Annotated in this window: 14 protein-coding genes; 7 read left to right on the top strand and 7 right to left on the bottom strand. The window is 73.0% G+C overall.

Annotated features, from left to right (window positions below; genetic code table 11):
- Positions 1 to 118: 118 nt before the first annotated feature.
- The 4 genes from ACZ5ON_RS02770 to ACZ5ON_RS02755 form a co-directional block, all read right to left on the bottom strand.
- Entirely contained in the window at positions 119 to 3,439 is a 3,321-nt protein-coding gene (locus ACZ5ON_RS02770; RefSeq protein ID WP_465584287.1) for an error-prone DNA polymerase, read from the bottom strand.
- A 157-nt stretch (positions 3,440 to 3,596) separates the two neighbouring features.
- Positions 3,597 to 5,345, bottom strand: coding sequence for a DNA polymerase Y family protein (locus ACZ5ON_RS02765; RefSeq protein ID WP_465584284.1), 1,749 nt, complete (start codon positions 5,343 to 5,345; stop codon positions 3,597 to 3,599).
- A 161-nt stretch (positions 5,346 to 5,506) separates the two neighbouring features.
- Positions 5,507 to 6,310, bottom strand: a complete 804-nt coding sequence (locus ACZ5ON_RS02760; RefSeq protein WP_465584280.1) for a hypothetical protein — start codon at positions 6,308 to 6,310, stop codon at positions 5,507 to 5,509.
- A 485-nt stretch (positions 6,311 to 6,795) separates the two neighbouring features.
- Positions 6,796 to 8,643 carry a glycoside hydrolase family 15 protein gene (locus ACZ5ON_RS02755; RefSeq protein ID WP_465584277.1) on the bottom strand — a complete coding sequence of 616 codons (1,848 nt, stop codon included), beginning with the start codon at positions 8,641 to 8,643 and terminating at the stop codon, positions 6,796 to 6,798.
- A 259-nt stretch (positions 8,644 to 8,902) separates the two neighbouring features.
- Here ACZ5ON_RS02755 and ACZ5ON_RS02750 point away from each other — a divergent pair, with 259 nt between their 5' ends.
- The 4 genes from ACZ5ON_RS02750 to ACZ5ON_RS02735 all read left to right on the top strand — a co-directional run bounded on the left by ACZ5ON_RS02750 (position 8,903) and on the right by ACZ5ON_RS02735 (position 13,379).
- On the top strand, positions 8,903 to 9,823 hold the full coding sequence (locus ACZ5ON_RS02750) for an oxygenase MpaB family protein (RefSeq protein WP_465584274.1): 921 nt from the start codon (positions 8,903 to 8,905) through the stop codon (positions 9,821 to 9,823).
- Between the two features lie 631 nt (positions 9,824 to 10,454).
- A complete protein-coding gene (locus ACZ5ON_RS02745) occupies positions 10,455 to 12,074 on the top strand; it encodes an AMP-binding protein (RefSeq protein WP_465584271.1) in 1,620 nt (539 codons plus the stop codon).
- Positions 12,075 to 12,155: 81 nt separating this feature from the next.
- A complete protein-coding gene (locus ACZ5ON_RS02740) occupies positions 12,156 to 12,230 on the top strand; it encodes a putative leader peptide (RefSeq protein WP_425557563.1) in 75 nt (24 codons plus the stop codon).
- 132 nt (positions 12,231 to 12,362) lie between these two features.
- Positions 12,363 to 13,379, top strand: a complete 1,017-nt coding sequence (locus tag ACZ5ON_RS02735; RefSeq protein ID WP_465584265.1) for an isopenicillin N synthase family dioxygenase — start codon at positions 12,363 to 12,365, stop codon at positions 13,377 to 13,379.
- 80 nt (positions 13,380 to 13,459) lie between these two features.
- Here ACZ5ON_RS02735 and ACZ5ON_RS02730 read toward each other — a convergent pair whose 3' ends face one another.
- Entirely contained in the window at positions 13,460 to 14,110 is a 651-nt protein-coding gene (locus tag ACZ5ON_RS02730) for a hypothetical protein (protein ID WP_465584262.1), read from the bottom strand.
- Between the two features lie 230 nt (positions 14,111 to 14,340).
- On the opposite strand from ACZ5ON_RS02730, the gene ACZ5ON_RS02725 reads away from it, so the two are divergent.
- Both ACZ5ON_RS02725 and ACZ5ON_RS02720 read left to right on the top strand, forming a co-directional pair.
- On the top strand, positions 14,341 to 14,787 hold the full coding sequence (locus ACZ5ON_RS02725) for a BlaI/MecI/CopY family transcriptional regulator (protein WP_465584259.1): 447 nt from the start codon (positions 14,341 to 14,343) through the stop codon (positions 14,785 to 14,787).
- A gap of 3 nt (positions 14,788 to 14,790) precedes the next feature.
- Complete coding sequence (locus ACZ5ON_RS02720) at positions 14,791 to 15,723, top strand: M56 family metallopeptidase (RefSeq protein WP_465584256.1); 933 nt, start codon at positions 14,791 to 14,793, stop codon at positions 15,721 to 15,723.
- Positions 15,724 to 15,790: 67 nt separating this feature from the next.
- Here the strand turns inward: ACZ5ON_RS02720 and ACZ5ON_RS02715 are convergent, their stop codons facing one another.
- A complete protein-coding gene (locus ACZ5ON_RS02715; RefSeq protein ID WP_465584253.1) occupies positions 15,791 to 16,060 on the bottom strand; it encodes a hypothetical protein in 270 nt (89 codons plus the stop codon).
- A gap of 210 nt (positions 16,061 to 16,270) precedes the next feature.
- On the opposite strand from ACZ5ON_RS02715, the gene ACZ5ON_RS02710 reads away from it, so the two are divergent.
- Positions 16,271 to 16,996, top strand: coding sequence for a MerR family transcriptional regulator (locus ACZ5ON_RS02710; RefSeq protein ID WP_465584251.1), 726 nt, complete (start codon positions 16,271 to 16,273; stop codon positions 16,994 to 16,996).
- Positions 16,997 to 17,120: 124 nt separating this feature from the next.
- Here the strand turns inward: ACZ5ON_RS02710 and ACZ5ON_RS02705 are convergent, their stop codons facing one another.
- Positions 17,121 to 19,286 (bottom strand): 3-hydroxyacyl-CoA dehydrogenase NAD-binding domain-containing protein, encoded by a 2,166-nt coding sequence (locus ACZ5ON_RS02705; RefSeq protein ID WP_465584247.1) that lies wholly within the window; start codon positions 19,284 to 19,286, stop codon positions 17,121 to 17,123.
- Positions 19,287 to 19,304: the final 18 nt, after the last annotated feature.

The raw sequence follows: 19,304 nt of genomic DNA, 5'->3' as shown, positions 1-19,304 counted from the left end.
GCGCGCCGTGGCACACAACCCGGGGCCCCGTCCGACGGCTTCAGGGCACGTACCTGACCGATGAGGGCCGGACGCCAGACCCCCGGCGCTCGATACCGATGCCTCAGACACCGATGCCTCAGACACCGATGCGGAGCGCGGTCAGACGGGTGGCGACCAGGTTGGTGGCGCCGTGGTCGCGCTCCACCAGGCCGTGGACGAGGAGGCCCGCCCGGTCCAGGGCGGTACGGCGGTTGGGCTCCCACACCGGGCGGCTGCAGACCACGTTGATCAGGCCGGTCTCGTCCTCCAGGCTGAGGAAGAGGACACCGCCTGCGGTCGGTGGACGCTGGCGGTGCGTCACCAGTCCGCCGACCAGGACGGAGGTGCCGGGCTCGATCCCCGGGAGGGCCGATGCCGGGAGGACTCCGCCCCGGTCGAGGGTGGGGCGCAGATGCTGCATGGGGTGGCTGGTGGCGGAGGTGCCGGTGGCCCAGAGGTCGGCGATGGTCTCCTCGACCGGGGTCATGGCGGGCAGCGGCGGCGCATCCACACCGGGGGCGGTTCCCGGCAGGGTGTCCGGCGAGACGGTCGCGTACACCCCGGCGGACCACAGCGCCTGGCGCCTGGTCAGCCCGAAGCAGCCGAAGGCCCCGGCCGTGGCCAGTGCCTCCAGGACCGGCGCGGGCAGGGCCGTGCGCCGGGCGAAGTCCTCCAGGTCCGCGTAGGGCTGCCCGGCGGCGATCGCCTCGGCCTGCGGGGCACCGATCCCCCGGACGGTGGTCAGCCCGAGCCGGATGGCGGGCTGCGGGGTGGCGGGCCGCGGGTTGACGGGCCGACCTGCCCGGCCGCGGCCGGGCAGGTCCGGGTCGGGTTCCAGGGTGGGCCTCGGGGCACTGGCGTTGACGTCCACCCCGAGGACCTGGACGCCGTGCCGCCGGACATCGGCGACCAGGCTCAACGGCGAGTAGAAGCCCATGGGTTGGTTGGCCAGCAGGGCGCAGGTGAAGGCGGCCGGGTAGTGGTGCTTGAGCCAGGCGCTGGCGTACACCAGGTAGGCGAAGCTGATCGCGTGGCTCTCCGGGAAGCCGTAGTTGGAGAACGCCTCGATCTTGGCGTAGACGTCCTCGGCGATGTCGGCGCGGATGCCGCGCTCTGCCATGCCGTCCAACAGGCGCTGCCGCAGTTCGGCGACCCGCCGGTGGGAGCGTTTGGCGCCCATCGCCTGGCGCAGCCGGTCGGCCTCGGCCGGGGTGAACCCGGCGCAGTCGATGGCCAGTTGCATCATCTGCTCCTGGAACAGCGGCACCCCGAGGGTCTTGCTCAGGGCGTTCTCCATCAACGGGTGCGCGCAGTGGGCCGGTTCGACCCCGGCGCGGCGGCGCAGGTAGGGGTGGACGGAGCCGCCCTGGATCGGTCCGGGCCGGATCAGCGCGACCTCGACCACCAGGTCGTAGAACTCGCGCGGCTTCAGTCTCGGCAGGGTGGCCATCTGGGCCCGCGACTCGACCTGGAAGACGCCGACCGTGTCGGCCCGGCAGAGCATCTCGTACACCGCCCCGTCATCCGGCGGAATGGCCGCCAGGTCGAGCTGGCGGCCGTGGTGGGCGGCGATCAGGTCGCAGGTGTCGTGCAGGGCGGAGAGCATGCCGAGACCGAGCAGGTCGATCTTGACCAGCCCGGCCCCGGCGGTGGAGTCCTTGTCCCACTGCAGCACCGAGCGCCCGGGCATCCGGGCCCACTCGGTGGGGCAGATCTCGCCGACCGGTTCCCGGGTGAGCACCATGCCGCCCGAGTGGATGCCCAGGTGCCTCGGCAGCCCGTGGAGTTGGCGGCCGAGGTCGAGCACGTCGGCGGGGATCACCGCGTCCGCTCCCGGTGGGCCGTGGAAGTCGACCTGCCGGGTGAAGTCCTCGATCTGCCCCTGCGGGTAGCCGAGCACCCGGGCCGCGTCGCGCAGCGCCAGCCGGGGCCGGTAGGTGATGACGTTGGCGACCTGGGCGGCGTGCTCGCGCCCGTAGCGGCGGTAGACGTACTGGATGACCTCCTCGCGGCGGCGGTTCTCGATGTCGAGGTCGATGTCGGGCGGCCCGTCGCGTTCGACGCTGAGGAAGCGCTCGAAGAGCAGCCGGTAGCGGATCGGGTCCACGGCGGTGATGCCGAGGGCGTAGCAGACGGCGGAGTTGGCGGCGGAGCCCCGGCCCTGGCACCAGATGTCCTGCTCCCGGCAGAAGTCCACGATGTCGTGGACGATGAGGAAGTACCCCGCCAGGTCCAGCTGTTCGATGACGTCGAGTTCGCGGACGAGCTGGCGCAGCGCGGGCTCGTTGCCGGCACCGAACCGGACCGGGCCGGCCTCGGCGACCAGGGCGCGCAGCCGGCCGATCTCGCTCTGCCCCTCGGGCACCGGGAAGCCCGGGAGCCGGGGGTCCAGCCCGCCGAAGTCGAAGGCGCAGGCGCGGCCCAGTTCCACGGTGGCCTGCTGGACGCCCGGGTAGCGGGCCAGCCGGGCGGCCATCTCGCGGCCGGAGCGCAGATGGGCCGTGCCGGAGGCCTGCGTCCAGCCGGCCGCCTGCTCGACGGTGCGGCGCTCGTGCAGTGCGGCCAGCCCCTGGGCCAGCCTGGCCTCGGCCGGGGTGGCGTGGTGCACGTTGTTGGAGGCGACGACGGTCAGGCCGAGCTCCGCCGCGAGCGCGGCCAGCCGGTCGTTGCGCAGGTCGTCGCCGGGCAGGCGCTGGTCGATCAGTTCGACATGGACGTTCTCCCGGCCGAACGCCTCCACCAGCAGCTGGAGTTCGCGCTTCGCCGCCGCCGGACCGCCGGAGGCCAGCGCGGCGGGTACCCGTCCCTTGCGGCAGCCGGTGAGCACCGCCCACTGGCCCTGATGGGCGGCGGCGAGCCTGGCGAAGTCGTACGCCGGACGGTTCTTGGCACCGCCCGCGAGCTGGGCGGCACTGATCTCGGCGGACAGGCGGCGGTAGCCGGCCGGGCCGCGGGCCAGGACCAGCAGGTGCTCGTCGGGGCTCAGCCCGAGCTCTGCGCCGAAGACGGTCCGCAGCCCCAGGTCCCTTGCCGCGTCGGCGAACCGGACCGCCCCGTACAGACCGTTGTGATCGGTGAGCCCGACGGTCTCGATACCGAGCCGGACCGCCTCCTCGGCCAGCACCTCGGGATCGCTCGCGCCGTCGAGGAAGCTGAACGCCGAGTGGGTGTGCAGCTCCGCCCACGGGACGGCCGCCCCGGGCGGGAGCCCGGACGGCGACGGCGTACGCGGGGACGGGCGGCGGCGCAGCGGTACGACATCGCCGCCGGTACGCACGGGCGCGGGCCCGCCGGTCCGGTCGGCCCCCGGCTCGAACCTGCCGGTACGCGCGGGCGCGGGCGCGGACTCACCCGGTCGGCCGGCCATGCGGCGGCGCAACTCGTTCCAGGCGAGTGAGGGGTGACTGGTGAATCCCATCGCGGGTCGTGCTCCGTCGGGGTGGTGCGGGGTGGTGCGGGGTGGTGCGGTTCGGCCTGCCGGAGCCTCCTTCGTGCCGTCCGTCCGCGCGCGGTCGCGGGTGCGGTAGCGGCGGTACGCCGGCGCCGGTTCCGGACGGCGCCGGTCGCGGGCGGTTTCAGTCGTAGGCGGCCTCCACGGACCAGCGGCCGCCCTCGGCGGTGAGCATCAGAGCCCGTTCGCCGGCCACCGTGATCTGGAAGCGGGCCCGGCGGCGGCGCCGGGCCGGGTCCCACCAGTACTCGACGGCGGGCCAGGGCCCGGTCCAGCCGGTGACCTCCAGCAGCCTGCCGTCCAGGACGAGCCGGGCCGGCGGGGCGGACACCTCGGCCCGGCCGCTGACGGTGACGGGCAGGCCGTCCGGGTCCAGGACGGTGGCCGGTACCGGGCTGCGCGGCACCACGCTGGGCGCCGGGTCCTGCACCCGGCCCGGCCAGGGGGCGGGTGCGGGTGCCTCGTACGCCTCGCCCCAGGGGACGCGCGCCAGTTGCTCGGCCGGGCCGCGGCCGCCGGCGGGCTCGGCCCGCCGCAGGCCGGCGTGCCCGAGCACCGCCTGCACCCGGGCGACGGCGCGTTCGACCCGGTCCTCGGCCACGGCCTGGCCCCAGAGCGCCAACTGCCGTCCCTGATCGGGCACCAGGCCGTCGGGGACGAGGCGCAGCGTGGTGAAGCCGGCGGAGGCGGCGGGTTCACCGGAACCTGCGGCGTCGGCAGGGTCAGCGGCGTCGGCATCGGCGGCGTCAGCGGCGGCGGCGGAAGCCGCCGTGAAGGTGCCCGCGGTCTGCCAGGCCTGGAGCTGCCAGCGGACGCGTTCGGCGAGTGCGAAGGGACCGAGCTTGCCCTCGTGCCGCCAGAGGCGGGTGGCACTCCGGCCGTCGGCGCAGGTCACCTCGACGGCGAAGCGCCGGCAGGCCAGTCCGGCCGCGGCCAGCCGGGTGTGCAGCTGTTCGGCGAGCGTACGGGCGATGAAGATCAGTGGTTCGGCGAGCAGCTCCGGCGGGTCGAAGCGGTGTTCCACCGCGAGGTCGAGGCCCTCGGGGCGGGGCACCAGCGGACGGGACTGGAGCCCTCGGGCGCGACGGTGCGCGGCCGTCCCGGTCGGGCCGAAGCGGTCGGCGACCGCCCGGCCGGAGAGCGTGGCGAAGTCGCCGACGGTGTGCACTCCGAGCCGGACCAGCAGTTCGGCCAGCGGCTCGTCACCGAGCGCGGCCACGGGGTACGGGGCGAGGAACTCCGCCGTCCTGCCGTCCGGTACGAGTACCCCGGCACGGGCCGCCAGCACCGCCGCGAACAGCCCGTCGGCCACCCCGACCTGGCAGTGCGGCAGCACCCGAGCCTCGGGGTTCGCGGCCTCCGGCCCGTCGCCGGGGACTCGCTGCCCGGTCGGCAGCCGCACCCGAGCCTCGGGGTTCGCGGCCTCCGGCCCGTCGCCGGGGACTCGCTGCCCGGTCGGCAGCCGCACCCCCGCCTCCGGCGGTGCGTCGGCCGGGGCGTCCGGGGCGGGCCGGGACGTGCCCCGGGCGAGGGCCGCGGCGACCGCCGCGTGCACCCGGGTGGCCAGCGCCGCCTCGCCGCCGAAGTAGCGGCCGGGCCCCTTGACCGGGATCGCGCACATCCCCGGGCGCAGCACCTCGACCCGGGGCGTGAACGCCTCCACCGCGGCGACCACCGGTTCGAACAGGCGGGTCTCGGCCTCCGGGTCACGGTCGTGGAGCTCCAGCGCAGGGCAGAGCCGCTGGGCCAGCCGCAGCCGCTGTCCGCGGCGGACGCCCGCGGCCCGGGCCGCGTCCGAACAGGCCAGCACCCGCCCGGCCTCCAGCACCGCGACCGCCCGGTCCGTACCGGCGGCTTCCGGCGCCGTGGCCACGACCGGCCAGTCCGGGCACCACACCACCAGTACCCGCGGCACGTCCGGGCCCGGACCGGCGCCTGCGCCCCCGTCCGGGTTCGGACCCCGCTCCGCCGTCACCGCCATCTCACACCGCCGTACCACTCACACCGTCGCCACACCGCTGTCCGAACCACCGCTCACACCACCGCCAGCCCGAGACCGCCGAGCGCGGGCTCCGCCTCGTCGGGTCCGGAAAGCACGGCGGGTCCGGAAAGCACGGCGGGTCCGGAGAACACAGTGACCCCGGGAGGCACAGCAGTCCCGGAGCACACAGCAGCCCCGGAAGACCCGGCGGGCACCGTCTCGACCGACTCCGCGGATTCGATCACCCGCGCCGTGCCGTGTTCGTCCGGCAGCCACAGGTGCGCCGAACGTGCGCGCGCTCCGGCCCCGCGCCCCTCCGCCGTGATCTCGGCCTGCCGTCCCACCAGCTGTCCGTACCCCTCACCGAGGCCGAACCAGCGGGCGGACTTCACGGCCAGCCGCAGCCCGGCGCCCGGCCAGGGGCCCGCGACCAGCAGCGCACAGCCACCGCGCCGCAGCACGGCGGTGAGCCTGGCCGCCAGCTGCGCGGACACCGGCCCCTCCGGGCGCAGCAGGATCAACCCGACCGCTCCGGCCAGGGCCGCGACGACCTCCGGCCAGTGCTGCCCCGGGTCGTCCACGAGTAGCAGTCGTCGCAGGTCGAACCCGTATCCGGCGGCGGCCGTCAGCCCGAGGTCGGGCAGCCCCACGGCCGCCGACCAGGTGCCCTCGACCGCCGCCGCACCGGCCGCCAGGGCCAGCAGCAGTCCGGTGTCGCCCAGGACCGACACCGCCGTGCCTCGCCGCAGCCCGCCGCCGGGCAGCAGTGGTGCCAGCGCGGGGAGGACGGGCAGCAGGTCTTCTCCGGTCGGCGCGAGGGCGGCCGGCCGGATCAGCGCGGAATCGAAAGTGGGCACACTTCAGGATCGAACATATGTTCAGTGATATTCAAGTCCAACTATCTGATAGGACGACAGAAACGCCCTGACCTGCCCAAACGAGGAAATCCGAGATCGTTCGATCACGCTCCGCATTCGGACGTCAAAATCGAACACCCAGCTTGCGGGCTCGCTGCCGACACCACCCGAGGACAGCGCCGGCGATGGAGGCCAGCCACCGGCGGGGCGGAACCGCCGCCCGGCGCGCCACCGAGAACCCCGAACGGCGGGGCGCGCCGTGGCAGGCGATGAGGATGCCCATGACGATCCGGAAGAGGGCCCGGGCATAGGGCCGGGCGGCGTCGCGGTGCACGTTGAACGAAGGCGTGAACATTCCCATGGACGCCGGGAATTGACGCTTGCGCAGGTTGGATCCGGACAACTTCCCCGGCAAGGGCCGGGGTTGCGCTCCACCGGGCAGACCTTCGCACGGCAGATCCTGACAGCCAGATCCTGACGTTGCGTCACCCAAGCGCCCGGTCCAGGTTGAACGCGGCACTGATCAGCGAGAGATGGGTGAACGCCTGGGGGAAGTTGCCCAGTTGCTCGCCGGTCGGGCCGATCTCCTCTGCGTAGAGGCCGAGGTGGTTGGCGTAGGTGAGCATCTTCTCGAAGGCCAGCCGGGCCTCCTCCAGGCGCCCGGCGCGGGCCAGGGCCTCGACGTACCAGAAGGAGCAGATCGAGAAGGTGCCCTCGGTGCCGCGCAGGCCGTCGGGGCTGGACTCGGGGTCGTAACGGTAGACCAGCGAGTCCGACACCAGCTCCGCGGTGAGCGCGTCCAGGGTGGAGAGCCACTTGGGATCGGTGGGCGAGACGAACTTGGCCATCGGCATCATCAGCAGGGCGGCGTCGAGCACGTCGCCGTCCAGGCACTGGACGAACGCTTTCCGCTCGGCCGACCAGCCGCGCCACATGATCTGCCGGTAGATCGCGTCACGGCTCTGCTGCCAGCGCTGGAGGTCCGCGGGCAGACCGCGCCGGTTCGCCATCCGGATCGCCCGCTCGATCGCCACCCAGCACATCAGCCGGGAGTACAGGAAGTTCCTCCGGCCGCCCCGGGTCTCCCAGACGCCTTCGTCCGGCTGGTCCCAGTGGTCGCAGAGCCAGTCCACCACGGCGCCGACCTCGTCCCACCGGTCGCTGCCGATCGGCTGCCCCCACTTGTCGTACAGGTAGACCGAGTCGATCAGCGCGCCGTAGATGTCCAGCTGGAGCTGGTCGGTGGCGGCGTTGCCGATCCTGACCGGGGCCGATCCCAGGTGGCCCGCCAGGTGGGCGAGCTCGTACTCGGGCAGTTCGCGGCGTCCGTCGATGCCGTACATGATCTGCAGCGGGCCGGTGGCGTCGAGGTCCTGCCCGGAGTCCAGCCGGACCGCCCGCTCGTCCAGGAACCCCATGAACGCCTCGGCCTCCGAAGTGAAGCCCAGCCGGAGCATGGCGTAGATGCAGAAGGCGGCGTCGCGGACCCAGACGTACCGGTAGTCCCAGTTGCGCTCGCCGCCGATCTGCTCGGGGAGGCTGGTGGTCGGTGCGGCCACGATGGCGCCGGTCGGCGCGTAGGTGAGCAGCTTCAGCACCAGCGCGGAGCGGTGCACCGTCTCCCGCCAACGCCCGTGGTAGCGCGAACCGGCCAGCCAGCGGCGCCAGAACCCGACCGTGGCGCAGAACTCGTCCTCCGCCTCGGCCTTGGGGCAGGCCCTGGGCCCCACCTGGTCGCCGATCCGGTCCAGGGCGAACACCGCGGACTCGCCCTCCAGGAGCTTGAAGTGCGAGATGACGTCCTTCCCGTCGCACTCCAGTGTCGTGGTGGCGGAGAGCGCCAGCGACAGCGACCGCGACTCGAAGATCGCCTCATGGCCCGCCAGCCGCACCGTGTGCGGTTCGGCCCCGTAACCGAACCGGGGCGCCACCCGGACCCGGAACGGCAGCACGCCGCGCACGCACACCACCCGCCGGATCAGCCGGTGCCGGCCAGCCTCCCGGGACTCGTCGACGACCGGCATGAAGTCCTGGATCTCCGCCACCCCGTCGGCGGCGAAGAACCGTGTGATCAGCACGTTGGTGTCGGGGAAGTAGAACTGCCTGGTGCGGCTCGGCACATCGGCGGCCAGCTCGAAGAATCCGCCCCGCTCGGCGTCGAGGATCGCCCCGAACACGCTGGGTGCGTCGAAGCGCGGGCAGCAGTACCAGTCGATGGTGCCGTCGGTGCCCACCAGCGCGGCGGTGCGGAGGTCGCCGATCAACCCGTGCTCGGCGATCGGCAGATAGCGCGAGCCGTCCACGCCCCCAAAACCGGCGTTGTCGAATGCCATACCGGCCTCCCTACCGCTGCGGTACGGGTACCGAGAGAACCTCGCATTTCATGGTAAACCCGACCTCGAAGCGGACACCCGGCCGTGGTGTCCAAGCGGTCGCGGCACCGCCGCCCCACCTACAGGGCTCAGGGCCGGACTCCGGGGCCGGGCGGCTACCGGCCGGGCCCTCTCGCGCCGACGTCGCGTCAGGCCGTAGAGTCTCGCCGACCGTTCAGTAACAGAAAGTCGCGGCAGCGGCGGCCGGCGAAGGAACCCGATGAAGCGTCACGTGTGGTTGGACCGGATACACCAGCTCGACCCCGAGACCGACTTCACCGAGATCTACCGGATCAGCAGCCAGTACGAGTTCCCCTGGGACACCAACCAGTCGCTGGGCTTCGCCCTCTACCGCACCTACGCCGTGCCGAGCATCGGCCGGCTGCTCGCCAGGACGGGCGAGTTCACCGAGCGGACGCAGAAGCGGTACGACGACACGGTGCTGATCCTGGACGCGGTGGTCGAGCACGGCTTCGACTCCGCGCAGGGCCGCGAGGCGATCCGCCGGATGAACCAGATGCACCGGCGCTACGACATCTCCGACGAGGACTACCTCTACGTCCTGTCCACCTTCGTCGTGGTGCCCAAGCGCTGGCTGGACGAGTACGGCTGGCGGCCGTACTCCCCGCACGAGCTACGGGCCGCCGTCAACTACTACCGCGAACTGGGCCGCCACATGGGCCTGCGGGGCGTCCCGGAGACCTACCAGGAGTTCGAGCGGCTGCTCGACGACTACGAGCGGGCCCACTTCGGCTTCGACCAGGGCGGCCGGGACGTCTCCGACGCCACCCTGGCACTGACCGCGAGCTGGTACCCGAAAGCACTCGGCGAGGCGGTGCACGCCGCCTCGATCTGCCTGCTGGACGACCCGCTGCGCGAAGCCTTCGGCTACCCCCGGCCGCCCGCCCTGCTGCGGAAGGCGGTCCGGTCCTCACTGCGGCTGCGCGGGCGGGTGGTACGACTGTTGCCGCCACGCCGCAAGCCGGCACCGGCCCGGGAGAGCAGCCAGGTCAGGGGGTATCCGAACGGCTACCGGCTGAGCGATCTTGGCACCTTCGAGGGGAGCGGCGGGTGCCCGTTCAAGGCCGCGGGCCCTACCCCCGCTGACGACACCGACCCCGGACATGTCAGTCCCCGGTAGCTCCGATCTCGTCCTGAAACCTTCAGTCGTCGCTGATGATTCCGGTGCCGGGCGAACTTGCCGGGGGCTTAGCCAGATCCTGGATCATCACCATTGGGGTCGATGAACGTCTCCACCAGCCAGAATGGCTTTGTCCGGTTTTCCGGTGTAATGACCAGTTTCCTCCGTATTCGGCGCAGGTCAATACCTCCGGGTGAACCTCTTCGACCCACGTCACCCTCACCACTTCCCGTACGCGCGGCGGCACCGAGGGTGGCCTCCGGCGCCGGATGACCCGATGATCCGGGCCGAGGTGAACGGCGGCCGGGACGGCGGCGCGGGCGGGTTCACCGCCGGCGCCGACCCGGGCCACCAGGGGCGGGACCGGCCGTCCACGGCAAACGGCCGAGGACGGCCGGGGCGCAACGCCCCAGGCCGAGGGGGCACCCATCCCCCAGCCTCCGGCCCGGGGGCACCTCCCGGCCGATGGCGGGCGAGGAGGGCGAGGGACGAGCGTCGGCACCGGGCACGAGGACCCGGAGGCGAGCGGGCGAGTAGCACCCCCCGCGCCCGCTGGCGCGCGCTCTTGACGAACCGTGGACCGTGGCCAAGCCTGGTCGAGCACAGCCCAACGCACCCGCTCCACCCGCCCATGAGCCGGAGGTCAACGGTGACCGAGCAGGCGTCCTACTCCCTTGGCAGCACCGGGAGTCCGCTGTTGACCTGCACCATCGCAGAACGCCTCGACCAGGTGACGTCCGCCTTCCCGGACCGGGAGGCGCTGGTGGACGTACCGAGCGGGCGGCGCTGGACGTACCGCGAACTCGCCGAGGACGTCGACCGGTTGGCCCGGGGGCTGCGGGCACACGGGGTGGCCAAGGGCGACCGGGTGGGCATCTGGGCGCTCAACTGCCCGGAGTGGGTACTGGTGCAGTACGCCACCGCCCGGCTCGGCGCCGTCCTGGTGAACATCAACCCGGCCTACCGCAGCCATGAACTGGCGTACGTGCTGAACCAGTCCGGGGTCAGCCTGCTGGTGGCCCAGCCCGCCCACCGCGGCAGCGACTACCGGGCGATGGTCGACGAGGCGGCGACCGAGGGCCGCTGTCCCGCGCTGCGCGGGACGCTGTGGATCGGCGACCCGCATTGGCAACGACTGACCGGCCCCGCGGGCGACTTCCCGGCGCTGCACTGCGAGGAGCCGATCAACATCCAGTACACCTCCGGCACCACCGGCTTCCCCAAGGGCGCCACCCTCTCGCACCGCAACATCCTCAACAACGCCCACTCGGTAGGCGAGTTGCTCGGCTACACCGAGCAGGACCGGATCTGCGTGCCAGTGCCGTTCTACCACTGCTTCGGCATGGTGATCGGCAACCTCGCGGCGCTCAGCCACGGCGCCTGCGTGGTGATCCCCTCGCAGGGCTTCGACCCGGCCGCCGCCCTGCGCGCCGTCGCCGCCGAGCGGGCCACCTCGCTGTACGGGGTGCCGACCATGTTCATCGCCGAACTCGGCCTGGCGGACTTCGACTCCTACGACCTCTCCTCACTGCGGACCGGGCTGATGGGCGGTTCACCGTGCCCGGTGGAGGTGATGAAGCGGGTCCAGTCGGACATGCACATGGCCGAGGTCGCCATCGTGTACGGGATGACCGAGACCTCGCCGGTCTCCACCATGACCCGGCGCACGGACGACCTGGCCCGCCGCACCGAGACCGTCGGCCGGGCGATGCCGCACGTCGAGGTGAAGGTGGTCGACCCGGAGAGCGGACGGACGGCGCCGCGCGGCGAGGCGGGCGAGCTGTGCACCCGGGGGTACTCGGTGATGCTCGGCTACTGGGACGAGCCCGAGCGCACCGCGGAGGCGGTCGACGCCGAGGGCTGGATGCACACCGGCGACCTGGCCGTGATGCGCGAGGACGGCTACCTGTCCGCGGTCGGGCGGATCAAGGACATGATCATCCGCGGCGGGGAGAACGTCTATCCGCGCGAGATCGAGGAGTTCCTGCACACCCATCCGGCGATCGCGGACGTCCAGGTGGTCGGGGTACCGGACGACCGGCTGGGCGAGGAGATCTTCGCCTTCGTCGTGCTGCGCGACCCTGCGGCCACGCTCAGTACCGAGGACGTGACCGCGTACTGCGCGGGGCGGCTCGCGCGCTTCAAGACACCGCGCCACGTGCGGGTGGTACGGACGTTCCCGATGACGGTGAGCGGCAAGGTCCGCAAGACCGAACTGCGCGAGATGGCGACCCGGGAGCTGCTGCGATGAGCGCACCGGAGGCGGCCACGGGCCGCGGGTGGTTATCGAAACGTGTTCGACCACCCCCATAAGTTCATCTAACCTGATGGCATGCTTATTCTTATGAGTCGTCGCCACGTGGACCTGTGCCGCGTCACGAGCATGTCCTGTCGACGCTCCGACTGATCCCGCCCTTCCCCGCCCCCCGGGCACCACCCTCCCCCGGCACCGCTGCGCCGCCCCACCCGTGGCGTGACAGCGACGGCCTTCCGGCGACCACCGGAGCAGCCGGGGCACCGAACTCAGCGGATGTCACCCATGACTCAGCAGTCGCGCTCCATCGCCCTTCCCGTGATCGACCTCTCACTCGCCGACGGCGGCGCCGAGGACCGCGCCCTCCTGCACCGCAACCTGCGGGAGGCGGCGACCGAAGTGGGCTTCTTCCAGCTCACCGGCCATGGCGTAACCCCGGCCGAGACGGCCGTCCTCACCGACGCGATGCGGGCCTTCTTCGCCCTCCCCGAGGCCGACCGGCTCTCCGTCTCCAACCTCAACTCCCCGCACTTCCGCGGCTACACCCGCACCGGCGACGAGCGCACCGGCGGCAGCCAGGACTGGCGCGACCAGCTGGACATCGGCGCCGAGCTGCCCCCGCACGTCCCCGGCCCCGAGGAGCCCGCGTACTGGTGGCTGGAGGGCCCCAACCAGTGGCCCCAGGCGCTGCCGGAGCTGCGCACCGCGGCACTGGGCTGGATCGACCGGCTGAGCGGTGTCGCCGAACGGCTGCTGCACGAACTGCTCACCGCGATCGGCGCCGAGCCGGACTTCTACGACCACGCCTTCGCCGGGCACCCGCACCTGCGACTCAAGCTGGTCCGCTACCCGGGTACCGCGCCCGACGGCGCCGGACAGGGCGTGGGCTCGCACAAGGACTACGGGTTCATCACCCTGCTGCTCCAGGACGAGGTCGGCGGGCTCCAGGTGGAGCACGACGGGTCCTACCTGGACGTGCCGCCGATGCCCGGCGCCTTCGTGGTCAACCTCGGCGAGCTGCTCGAGGTCGCCACCAACGGCTACCTCAAGGCCACCGACCACCGGGTGGTCAGCCCGCCCGGAGCGCGCGAGCGGTTCTCGGTCCCGTTCTTCTACAACCCGCGCCTGGACGCCCACATCGAGCCGCTGGACTTCCCGGGCGCCGGGGACGCGCCCGGCACCACCCAGGACCCGGCCAACCCGCTCTACGCCGACTTCGGGTTCAACGAGTTGAAGGGGTACCTCCGAGCCCACCCCGAGGTCACCAGCCGCCACCACGCCGGCCTGGTGCCCAGCGCGTAGCCGGGCCCGGCGGACCGCGCCACCGGCGGGCAGCGCCCCGTCGGCGGCGCGCCGGCTTTCCCACCGGCCGGGCCGACGGGTCAGAGCGGCAGGTCCCCGCCGGGTGCGGGCTCCAGCCGACCCAGCAGGAAGGGGAGCATCCCGCGTTCGAGCAGGGCTGCCCGCCATGCCTCGCGGGCCAGCAGGAGACTGTCCGGGACGGGCTCCGCGACCCCGGCGTGCGCCAGCGCGGCCGAGCGGTGCCGGGCCGCCGTGACCAGCAGTCCGACCACGCCGACGAACGCCCCGGCCGCCGCGGCGATCGCCGCGGACCAGGCGATCTCGATCACCGAGTCGGCCAGGTGGCGTTCGGAGCGCGCGAAGAACCTGAGCAGGCTGCCGATCAGGTAGCAGAGCACCGCGGCGGCACCCGCCAGTACCGGGGTGAAGACCGCGAGCGCGCTCAGCAGGCCACCGTCGCGCCGGCCCTCCCCCTCCTCGCGCGGCCGTCCGCCGAGCGGTCCGGCCAGGTCGGCGGCGGCCCGCAGCCTGGCGTACTCGTCGTACTCGTCCGCCGCCGCGGAGAGGATCTCCGCGGCGGCGGACCGGGCCAGGGCGCGCAGGCCCGCCCGGTCCAGGCCCTGGGCGCCGCGTGCGAGCGCCGCCCGGATGTCGTCGCTGGCCAGGGCCTGGGTGAGCGCACGCTCGAAGTCGACCTGGTCCTGCTGCCGAAGCCGGGGAGGTACGTCCACAGGTGTCCTCCGATGCGTGGGACGCCGGACCGGACCGGCCGGCTGTCCGAGTCGCGGATGAAGCGTGCGGCACACTGAATCTACAGCAGTGTAGAGGAGCCGGTTCCCCGCCGGAGGGCGGGTGACGGCCGCCCGCCCCGCGCTCATCGCCGCGCCGCGCGCTCACTAGGATGAGGCGCGCAGCCGGACGCGCGCTGCGCGCACGGGCGGGCCCGCCGGGAGGAGACACCATGGACCGGAGCAGAGGCGATCTCGGCAGGCGGCCGCGCAAGCGGGGCCAGGGCGAACTGGAGAGCCAGGTCCTGGAGGTGCTCAGCAGAGCCACCGAGCCGGTCACCGCGGGCTGGGTGCAGGAGCGCCTCGGCGGCGAACTGGCCTACACCACGGTGATGACCATCCTCTCCCGGCTGCTCGCCAAGCAGGCGGTCTCCCGCAGCCGCTCGGGCCGGGTCTATCTGTGGCTGGCCTCCTCGGACGCGGCGGGGCTGGCCGCGATGAGGATGCGCAGGGTGCTCGACACCGAGTCCGACCGGGACGCGGTACTGGCCAGCTTCGTCAGCGCGCTGCTCCCCGAGGACGAGCGCCGGCTGCGGGCCCTGCTGGACGGCTCCGCCGAGGGACGCCCGGCGGACGGGTACTCGCCGCTGGACCGCCCGGCCGGGCGACGGGAGCGCTGAGCCGTGGGCGTCTTCGTCTTCCTCCCGCTGATCCTGCCCCTGACGGCGCTGCCGATCGCCCGCCTCGCCGAGCACCACCTGCACCCGCGCAACGCGGTCCGGTTGCTCACCTGGATCAGCGTGAGCATGGCGGTCTGCAGTTCGCTCTGCCTCGGCCTGCTCTTCGTGGTCGGCACCGCGCAGATCCCGGGCAACCCGCTGCCGGACAACTGGTCCGATCCCGAGGTGCGCGCGGCGGTGCCGTTCCACGAGGAGGTCGGTACGGCGGCGGTGATCGTCCTGGTCACCGTGCTCACCATGTGCTCGGTCACCCTGCGGCGGCACCTGCGGATCAGGGCCCGCGCCCAGCACGCCCTGGAGTTCGTGCCGCGCGACTCCGACCTGGCGGTGCTGCCCGACAGCAACCCGTACGCCTACGCGGTGCCCGGCGCGCCCGGGCGGATCGTCGTTTCCACCGGCATGATCGACAGTCTCGGGGTCGAGGAGCGCCGGGCCCTGATCGCGCACGAGCGCTCCCACCTGGCCAACCGGCACCACCGCTACCTGCTGGCGACCCAACTGGCCAGCTGCGTCAACCCGTTCCTGCGGCCGCTGGAGAAGGCCGTCGCCTACGGCACCGAGCGCTGGGCCGACGAGGAGGCCGCGCACACCGTCGGCAGCCGCCGGGTGACGGCCCGGGCGGTCGCCAAGGCCGCCCTCGTCACCCGGCACGTACCCGCGCCCGGGTTCGCCGCCTTCGCCGCCCCCGGCCCAGTCCCGCGCCGGGTGGCCGCACTGCTCAACCCCGAGGTGCTGCCCGAGACCTGGCCCCCGGCGCACAGCCCGGTCGGCCTGGCCGCGATGGTCGCCGCCGCCGGCACCGCGGCCTCGGCGCTGTCCGCGCTGAACGCGGCCGTCGCCCTGCTGCTCGTGCTCAAGGCCGCCACGCCGCTGTAGTCCGGCCTGCGCCGGCCAGGGCCGTCGGGCGGCGCGGCCCGACGGCCCTCACGCCTTCCGGATCCGCTCAGATCCCCGACTGCGGCAGCAGGACCAGCCGCTCGGGGTCGAAGGGCATCCAGGCCAACGCGCTGCCCTTGCCGATGGTCCGCACCCGGCACCAGGCCTCACCGTCGGCCGGATGCCACCAGGCGTTGATCCGGCCCAGCGCCCAGGTCCCGTCCCCATGGTGCACCTCGACCGGCTGGTACACCCGGCACACCTCCGCCTCCGGCGGCTGGAAGGCCCCGCCGCCGGGACGCCGAGCTGCGCCGGAGCGCCCCTGTGTTCCGTACACCGTCCGCTCCCCTGCTCTGTGGGCGACTGCCCCCAGAACTCTACAGACCTGTAGAACTCTGCGGGGAGGTCCGACCGGGTACCGGCCCCGCGACGGAGGCCGTGCCGCCACGCCGGCATGGACCCCGGGGCCGGAGCAGTGTCACACTGATGCTGTTACAGCAGATCTGCCATATCTGGCCCTCCCTGACTCAGCATGAGGTTTCGTTCCATGACAGCAACGCCGGCCGGGCCGCCGCGGCTCACCGTCGACGAACTGGCGGCCAGGGCCGGGGTGACGGTGCGGACGCTGCGGTTCTACAGCACCAGGGGCCTGCTGCCGCCGCCGGAGCTGGGACCGCGCCGGGTCGGACTGTACGGACCCGAGCACCTCGGGCGGCTGGAACTGATCGAGGAGCTGCAACGGCAGGGCCTCACCCTGGCGGCGATCGAACGGTACCTGGCCCAACTGCCCGAGGACATCAGCTCCCTGGACCTGGCCATCCACCGGGCACTGGTGGCCTCCTGGACCCCGGAAGCCGCCGAGGAGGCCACCCGCGACCAGCTCGGCCGACGGGCCGGCCGGGCGCTCTCGGACGCCGACGTGGACCGGCTGGCCGCGATGGGCGCGCTGCACCGCACCGCCGACCCCGAGGTCTTCAAGATCGACCCGGGTCTGCTCCCACTCGGGGTACGGGTGTTGGACGTGCCCATCCCGCTGGAGACGCTGGTCGCGGCCCGCGCGGTGGTCCGCCTGCACAGCCAGGCGACCGCCCACGACCTGCACCGGCTGTTCCGCGAGACGGTCTGGAAGCCCTACCGCGAGAGCGACCCGCCGCCGGCGGAACTGGAGCGGATGAAGGAACTGACCGACCGGATCCAGCCGATGGTGGTCCAGGCCCTGGTGACGGCCTTCCAGCGCTCCCTCGCCGACGAGCTGGCCGCGCAGCGGCCGTAGGCGCCGCCGGCACGGCGCCGGCGGGCGAGCACGCGAGGACAGTGCGGGTCCGGGTTCGCGGCATCCACTACGAAGTCGCGGGGTTGCCGGCGAAGCTCCCCGCGCCCCTGCCGCGCAAGCCCGGTCAGTCCTGGAAGCGCCCGCCCTCCGCCGCGAGGCGCTCCAGCAGCGCGGGCGGCTCGAAGCGCTCGCCATACGCCGCCGCCAGCTCCCGTGCGCGGGCGAGGAACCCGGGCAGCCCGCCCCGGTAGCCGTTGACGTACTGGAGCACGCCGCCCGTCCAGGCCGGGAAGCCGATGCCCAGGACGGAGCCGACGTTGGCGTCCGCGACCGAGGTCAGCACGCCCTCCTCCAGGCAGCGCACCGAGTCCAGCGCCTCCGCGAAGAGCATCCGCTCCTTCATGTCCTCGAACGGGATCTCCGCCCCGGGCTTCCCGAAGTGCTCCCGCAGCCCCGGCCACAGCCGGACGCGCCTGCCGTCCTGGTACTCGTAGAAGCCGGCGCCGCCGCTGCGCCCCGGCCGGTCGAACTCGTCGAGCATCCGGTCCATCACCGCGTCCGCGGGGTGCGGCTGCCAGGTCCCGCCCGCCTCCTCGACGGCGCGCCGGGCCTCGTTGCGGATCTTGCGCGGCAGGGTGAGGGTCAGCTCGTCCAGCAGCGAGAGCACCTTCGCGGGGTACCCGGCCTGGGCGGCGGCCTGCTCGACGGAGACCGGGTCGGCGCCCTCGCCGACCATCGCCACGCCCTCGTTGATGAACTGGCCGATGACGCGCGAGGTGAAGAAGCCGCGCGAGTCGTTGACCACGATCGGGGTCTTGTGGATCTGCCGGACCAGGTCGAAGGCGCGGGCCAGTGCCTCGTCACCGGTCCGCGGGCCCCGGATGATCTCCACCAGCGGCATCTTGTCGACCGGCGAGAAGAAGTGCAGGCCGATGAAGTCGGCGCTGCGGGTGACCCCTTCGGCGAGCAGGCCGATCGGCAGGGTGGAGGTGTTGGAGCAGAGCAGCGCGTCCGGCGCGACGATGTCCTCGATCTCTCGGAAGACCTTGTGCTTGAGCTCCGGGTTCTCGAAGACCGCCTCGATCACCGCCTCGCAGCCCGCCAGGTCCGCCGCCTCGGCGGTCGGCGTGATCCGGGCCAGGAACTCCTCCCGCTCCTCGGGCGTGGTCCGCCCGCGTGCCACCGCCTTGTCCAGCAGCCCGGCGGAGTACGCCTTTCCGTGCTCGGCGGCCTCCAGCGAGACGTCCTTGAGCAGCACCTGCATCCCGGCCTCGGCGCAGGAGTACGCGATGCCCGCGCCCATCATCCCGGCACCGAGCACGGCGACCTTGCCCACCTTGCGGGCGGGCACGTCCTTCGGCCGGCCGGCACCGGAGTTGACGGCCTGCATGTCGAAGAAGAACGCCTGGATCATGTTCTTGGCGGTCTGCCCGCAGGCCAGCTCGGTGAAGTACCGGGACTCGATCACCAGCGCGGTGTCCACGTCCACCTGGGCGCTCTCCACCGCGGCGGCCAGGATGTTCCGCGGGGCGGGGTAGGGCGCGCCGTTCAGCTGCTTGCGCAGGTTGGCCGGGAACGCGGGGAGGTTGGCCGCGAGGGCCGGAGTGGCCGGAGTGCCGCCGGGGATCTTGTAGCCCTTGACGTCCCAGCGCTGCACCGCCTCGGGGTTGGCGTCGATGAAGGCGCGCGCCTTGGCGGTCATCTCCTGGGCGTCCTGGGCGAGTTCGTCCACCAGGCCGATCTCCAGCGCCTGCGCCGGCCGGTACTGCCGGCCCTGCAGCAGCACCTTGAGCAGGGCGTCGGCGATGCCGAGCATCCGCACCGTACGGACCACGCCGCCGCCCCCGGGGAGCAGGCCGAGGGTGACCTCGGGCAGGCCGATCCTGCTGCCGGGCACGTCCAGCGCGATCCGGTGGTGGCAGGCGAGCGCGAGCTCCAGACCGCCGCCGAGGGCGGCGCCGTTGACCGCGGCGACCACCGGCCTGCCCAGCGTCTCCAGCTCGCGCATGGCGCGCTTGAGCCTCAGCGTGTTCTCCAGGAACTCGCCCGCCTGCTCGGGCTTCACGGCGCGCAGCAGGTGCAGGTCACCGCCGGCGAAGAAGGTCTTCTTGGCCGAGGTGATGATGACGCCGCGTAGGTTCCCGGTCGCCTTGAGGCGCTCGACCACGGCGATGAACGCCTCGGTGAAGGCGGCGTTCATGGTGTTGACGGACTGGGCTGGGTCGTCGAGGACGAGGGTGACCACGCCCTCCTCGTCCTGCTCCCAGCGGATGGCGGTTGCTTCGGTCATGGGTGAGTCCTTGGGATG

It is taken from the genome of Kitasatospora sp. NPDC032150, from assembly GCF_055579945.1.
This window is presented reverse-complemented; position numbering and strand designations above follow the sequence as displayed.

Coding starts and splice junctions, on each gene's coding strand:
- ACZ5ON_RS02755 (WP_465584277.1), bottom strand. CDS start 8,643: ATGGCATTCGACAACGCCGGTTTTGGGGGCGTGGACGGCTCGCGCTAT.
- ACZ5ON_RS02770 (WP_465584287.1), bottom strand. CDS start 3,439: ATGGGATTCACCAGTCACCCCTCACTCGCCTGGAACGAGTTGCGCCGC.
- ACZ5ON_RS02725 (WP_465584259.1), top strand. CDS start 14,341: ATGGACCGGAGCAGAGGCGATCTCGGCAGGCGGCCGCGCAAGCGGGGC.
- ACZ5ON_RS02745 (WP_465584271.1), top strand. CDS start 10,455: ATGAGCCGGAGGTCAACGGTGACCGAGCAGGCGTCCTACTCCCTTGGC.
- ACZ5ON_RS02705 (WP_465584247.1), bottom strand. CDS start 19,286: ATGACCGAAGCAACCGCCATCCGCTGGGAGCAGGACGAGGAGGGCGTG.
- ACZ5ON_RS02710 (WP_465584251.1), top strand. CDS start 16,271: ATGACAGCAACGCCGGCCGGGCCGCCGCGGCTCACCGTCGACGAACTG.
- ACZ5ON_RS02750 (WP_465584274.1), top strand. CDS start 8,903: ATGAAGCGTCACGTGTGGTTGGACCGGATACACCAGCTCGACCCCGAG.
- ACZ5ON_RS02735 (WP_465584265.1), top strand. CDS start 12,363: ATGACTCAGCAGTCGCGCTCCATCGCCCTTCCCGTGATCGACCTCTCA.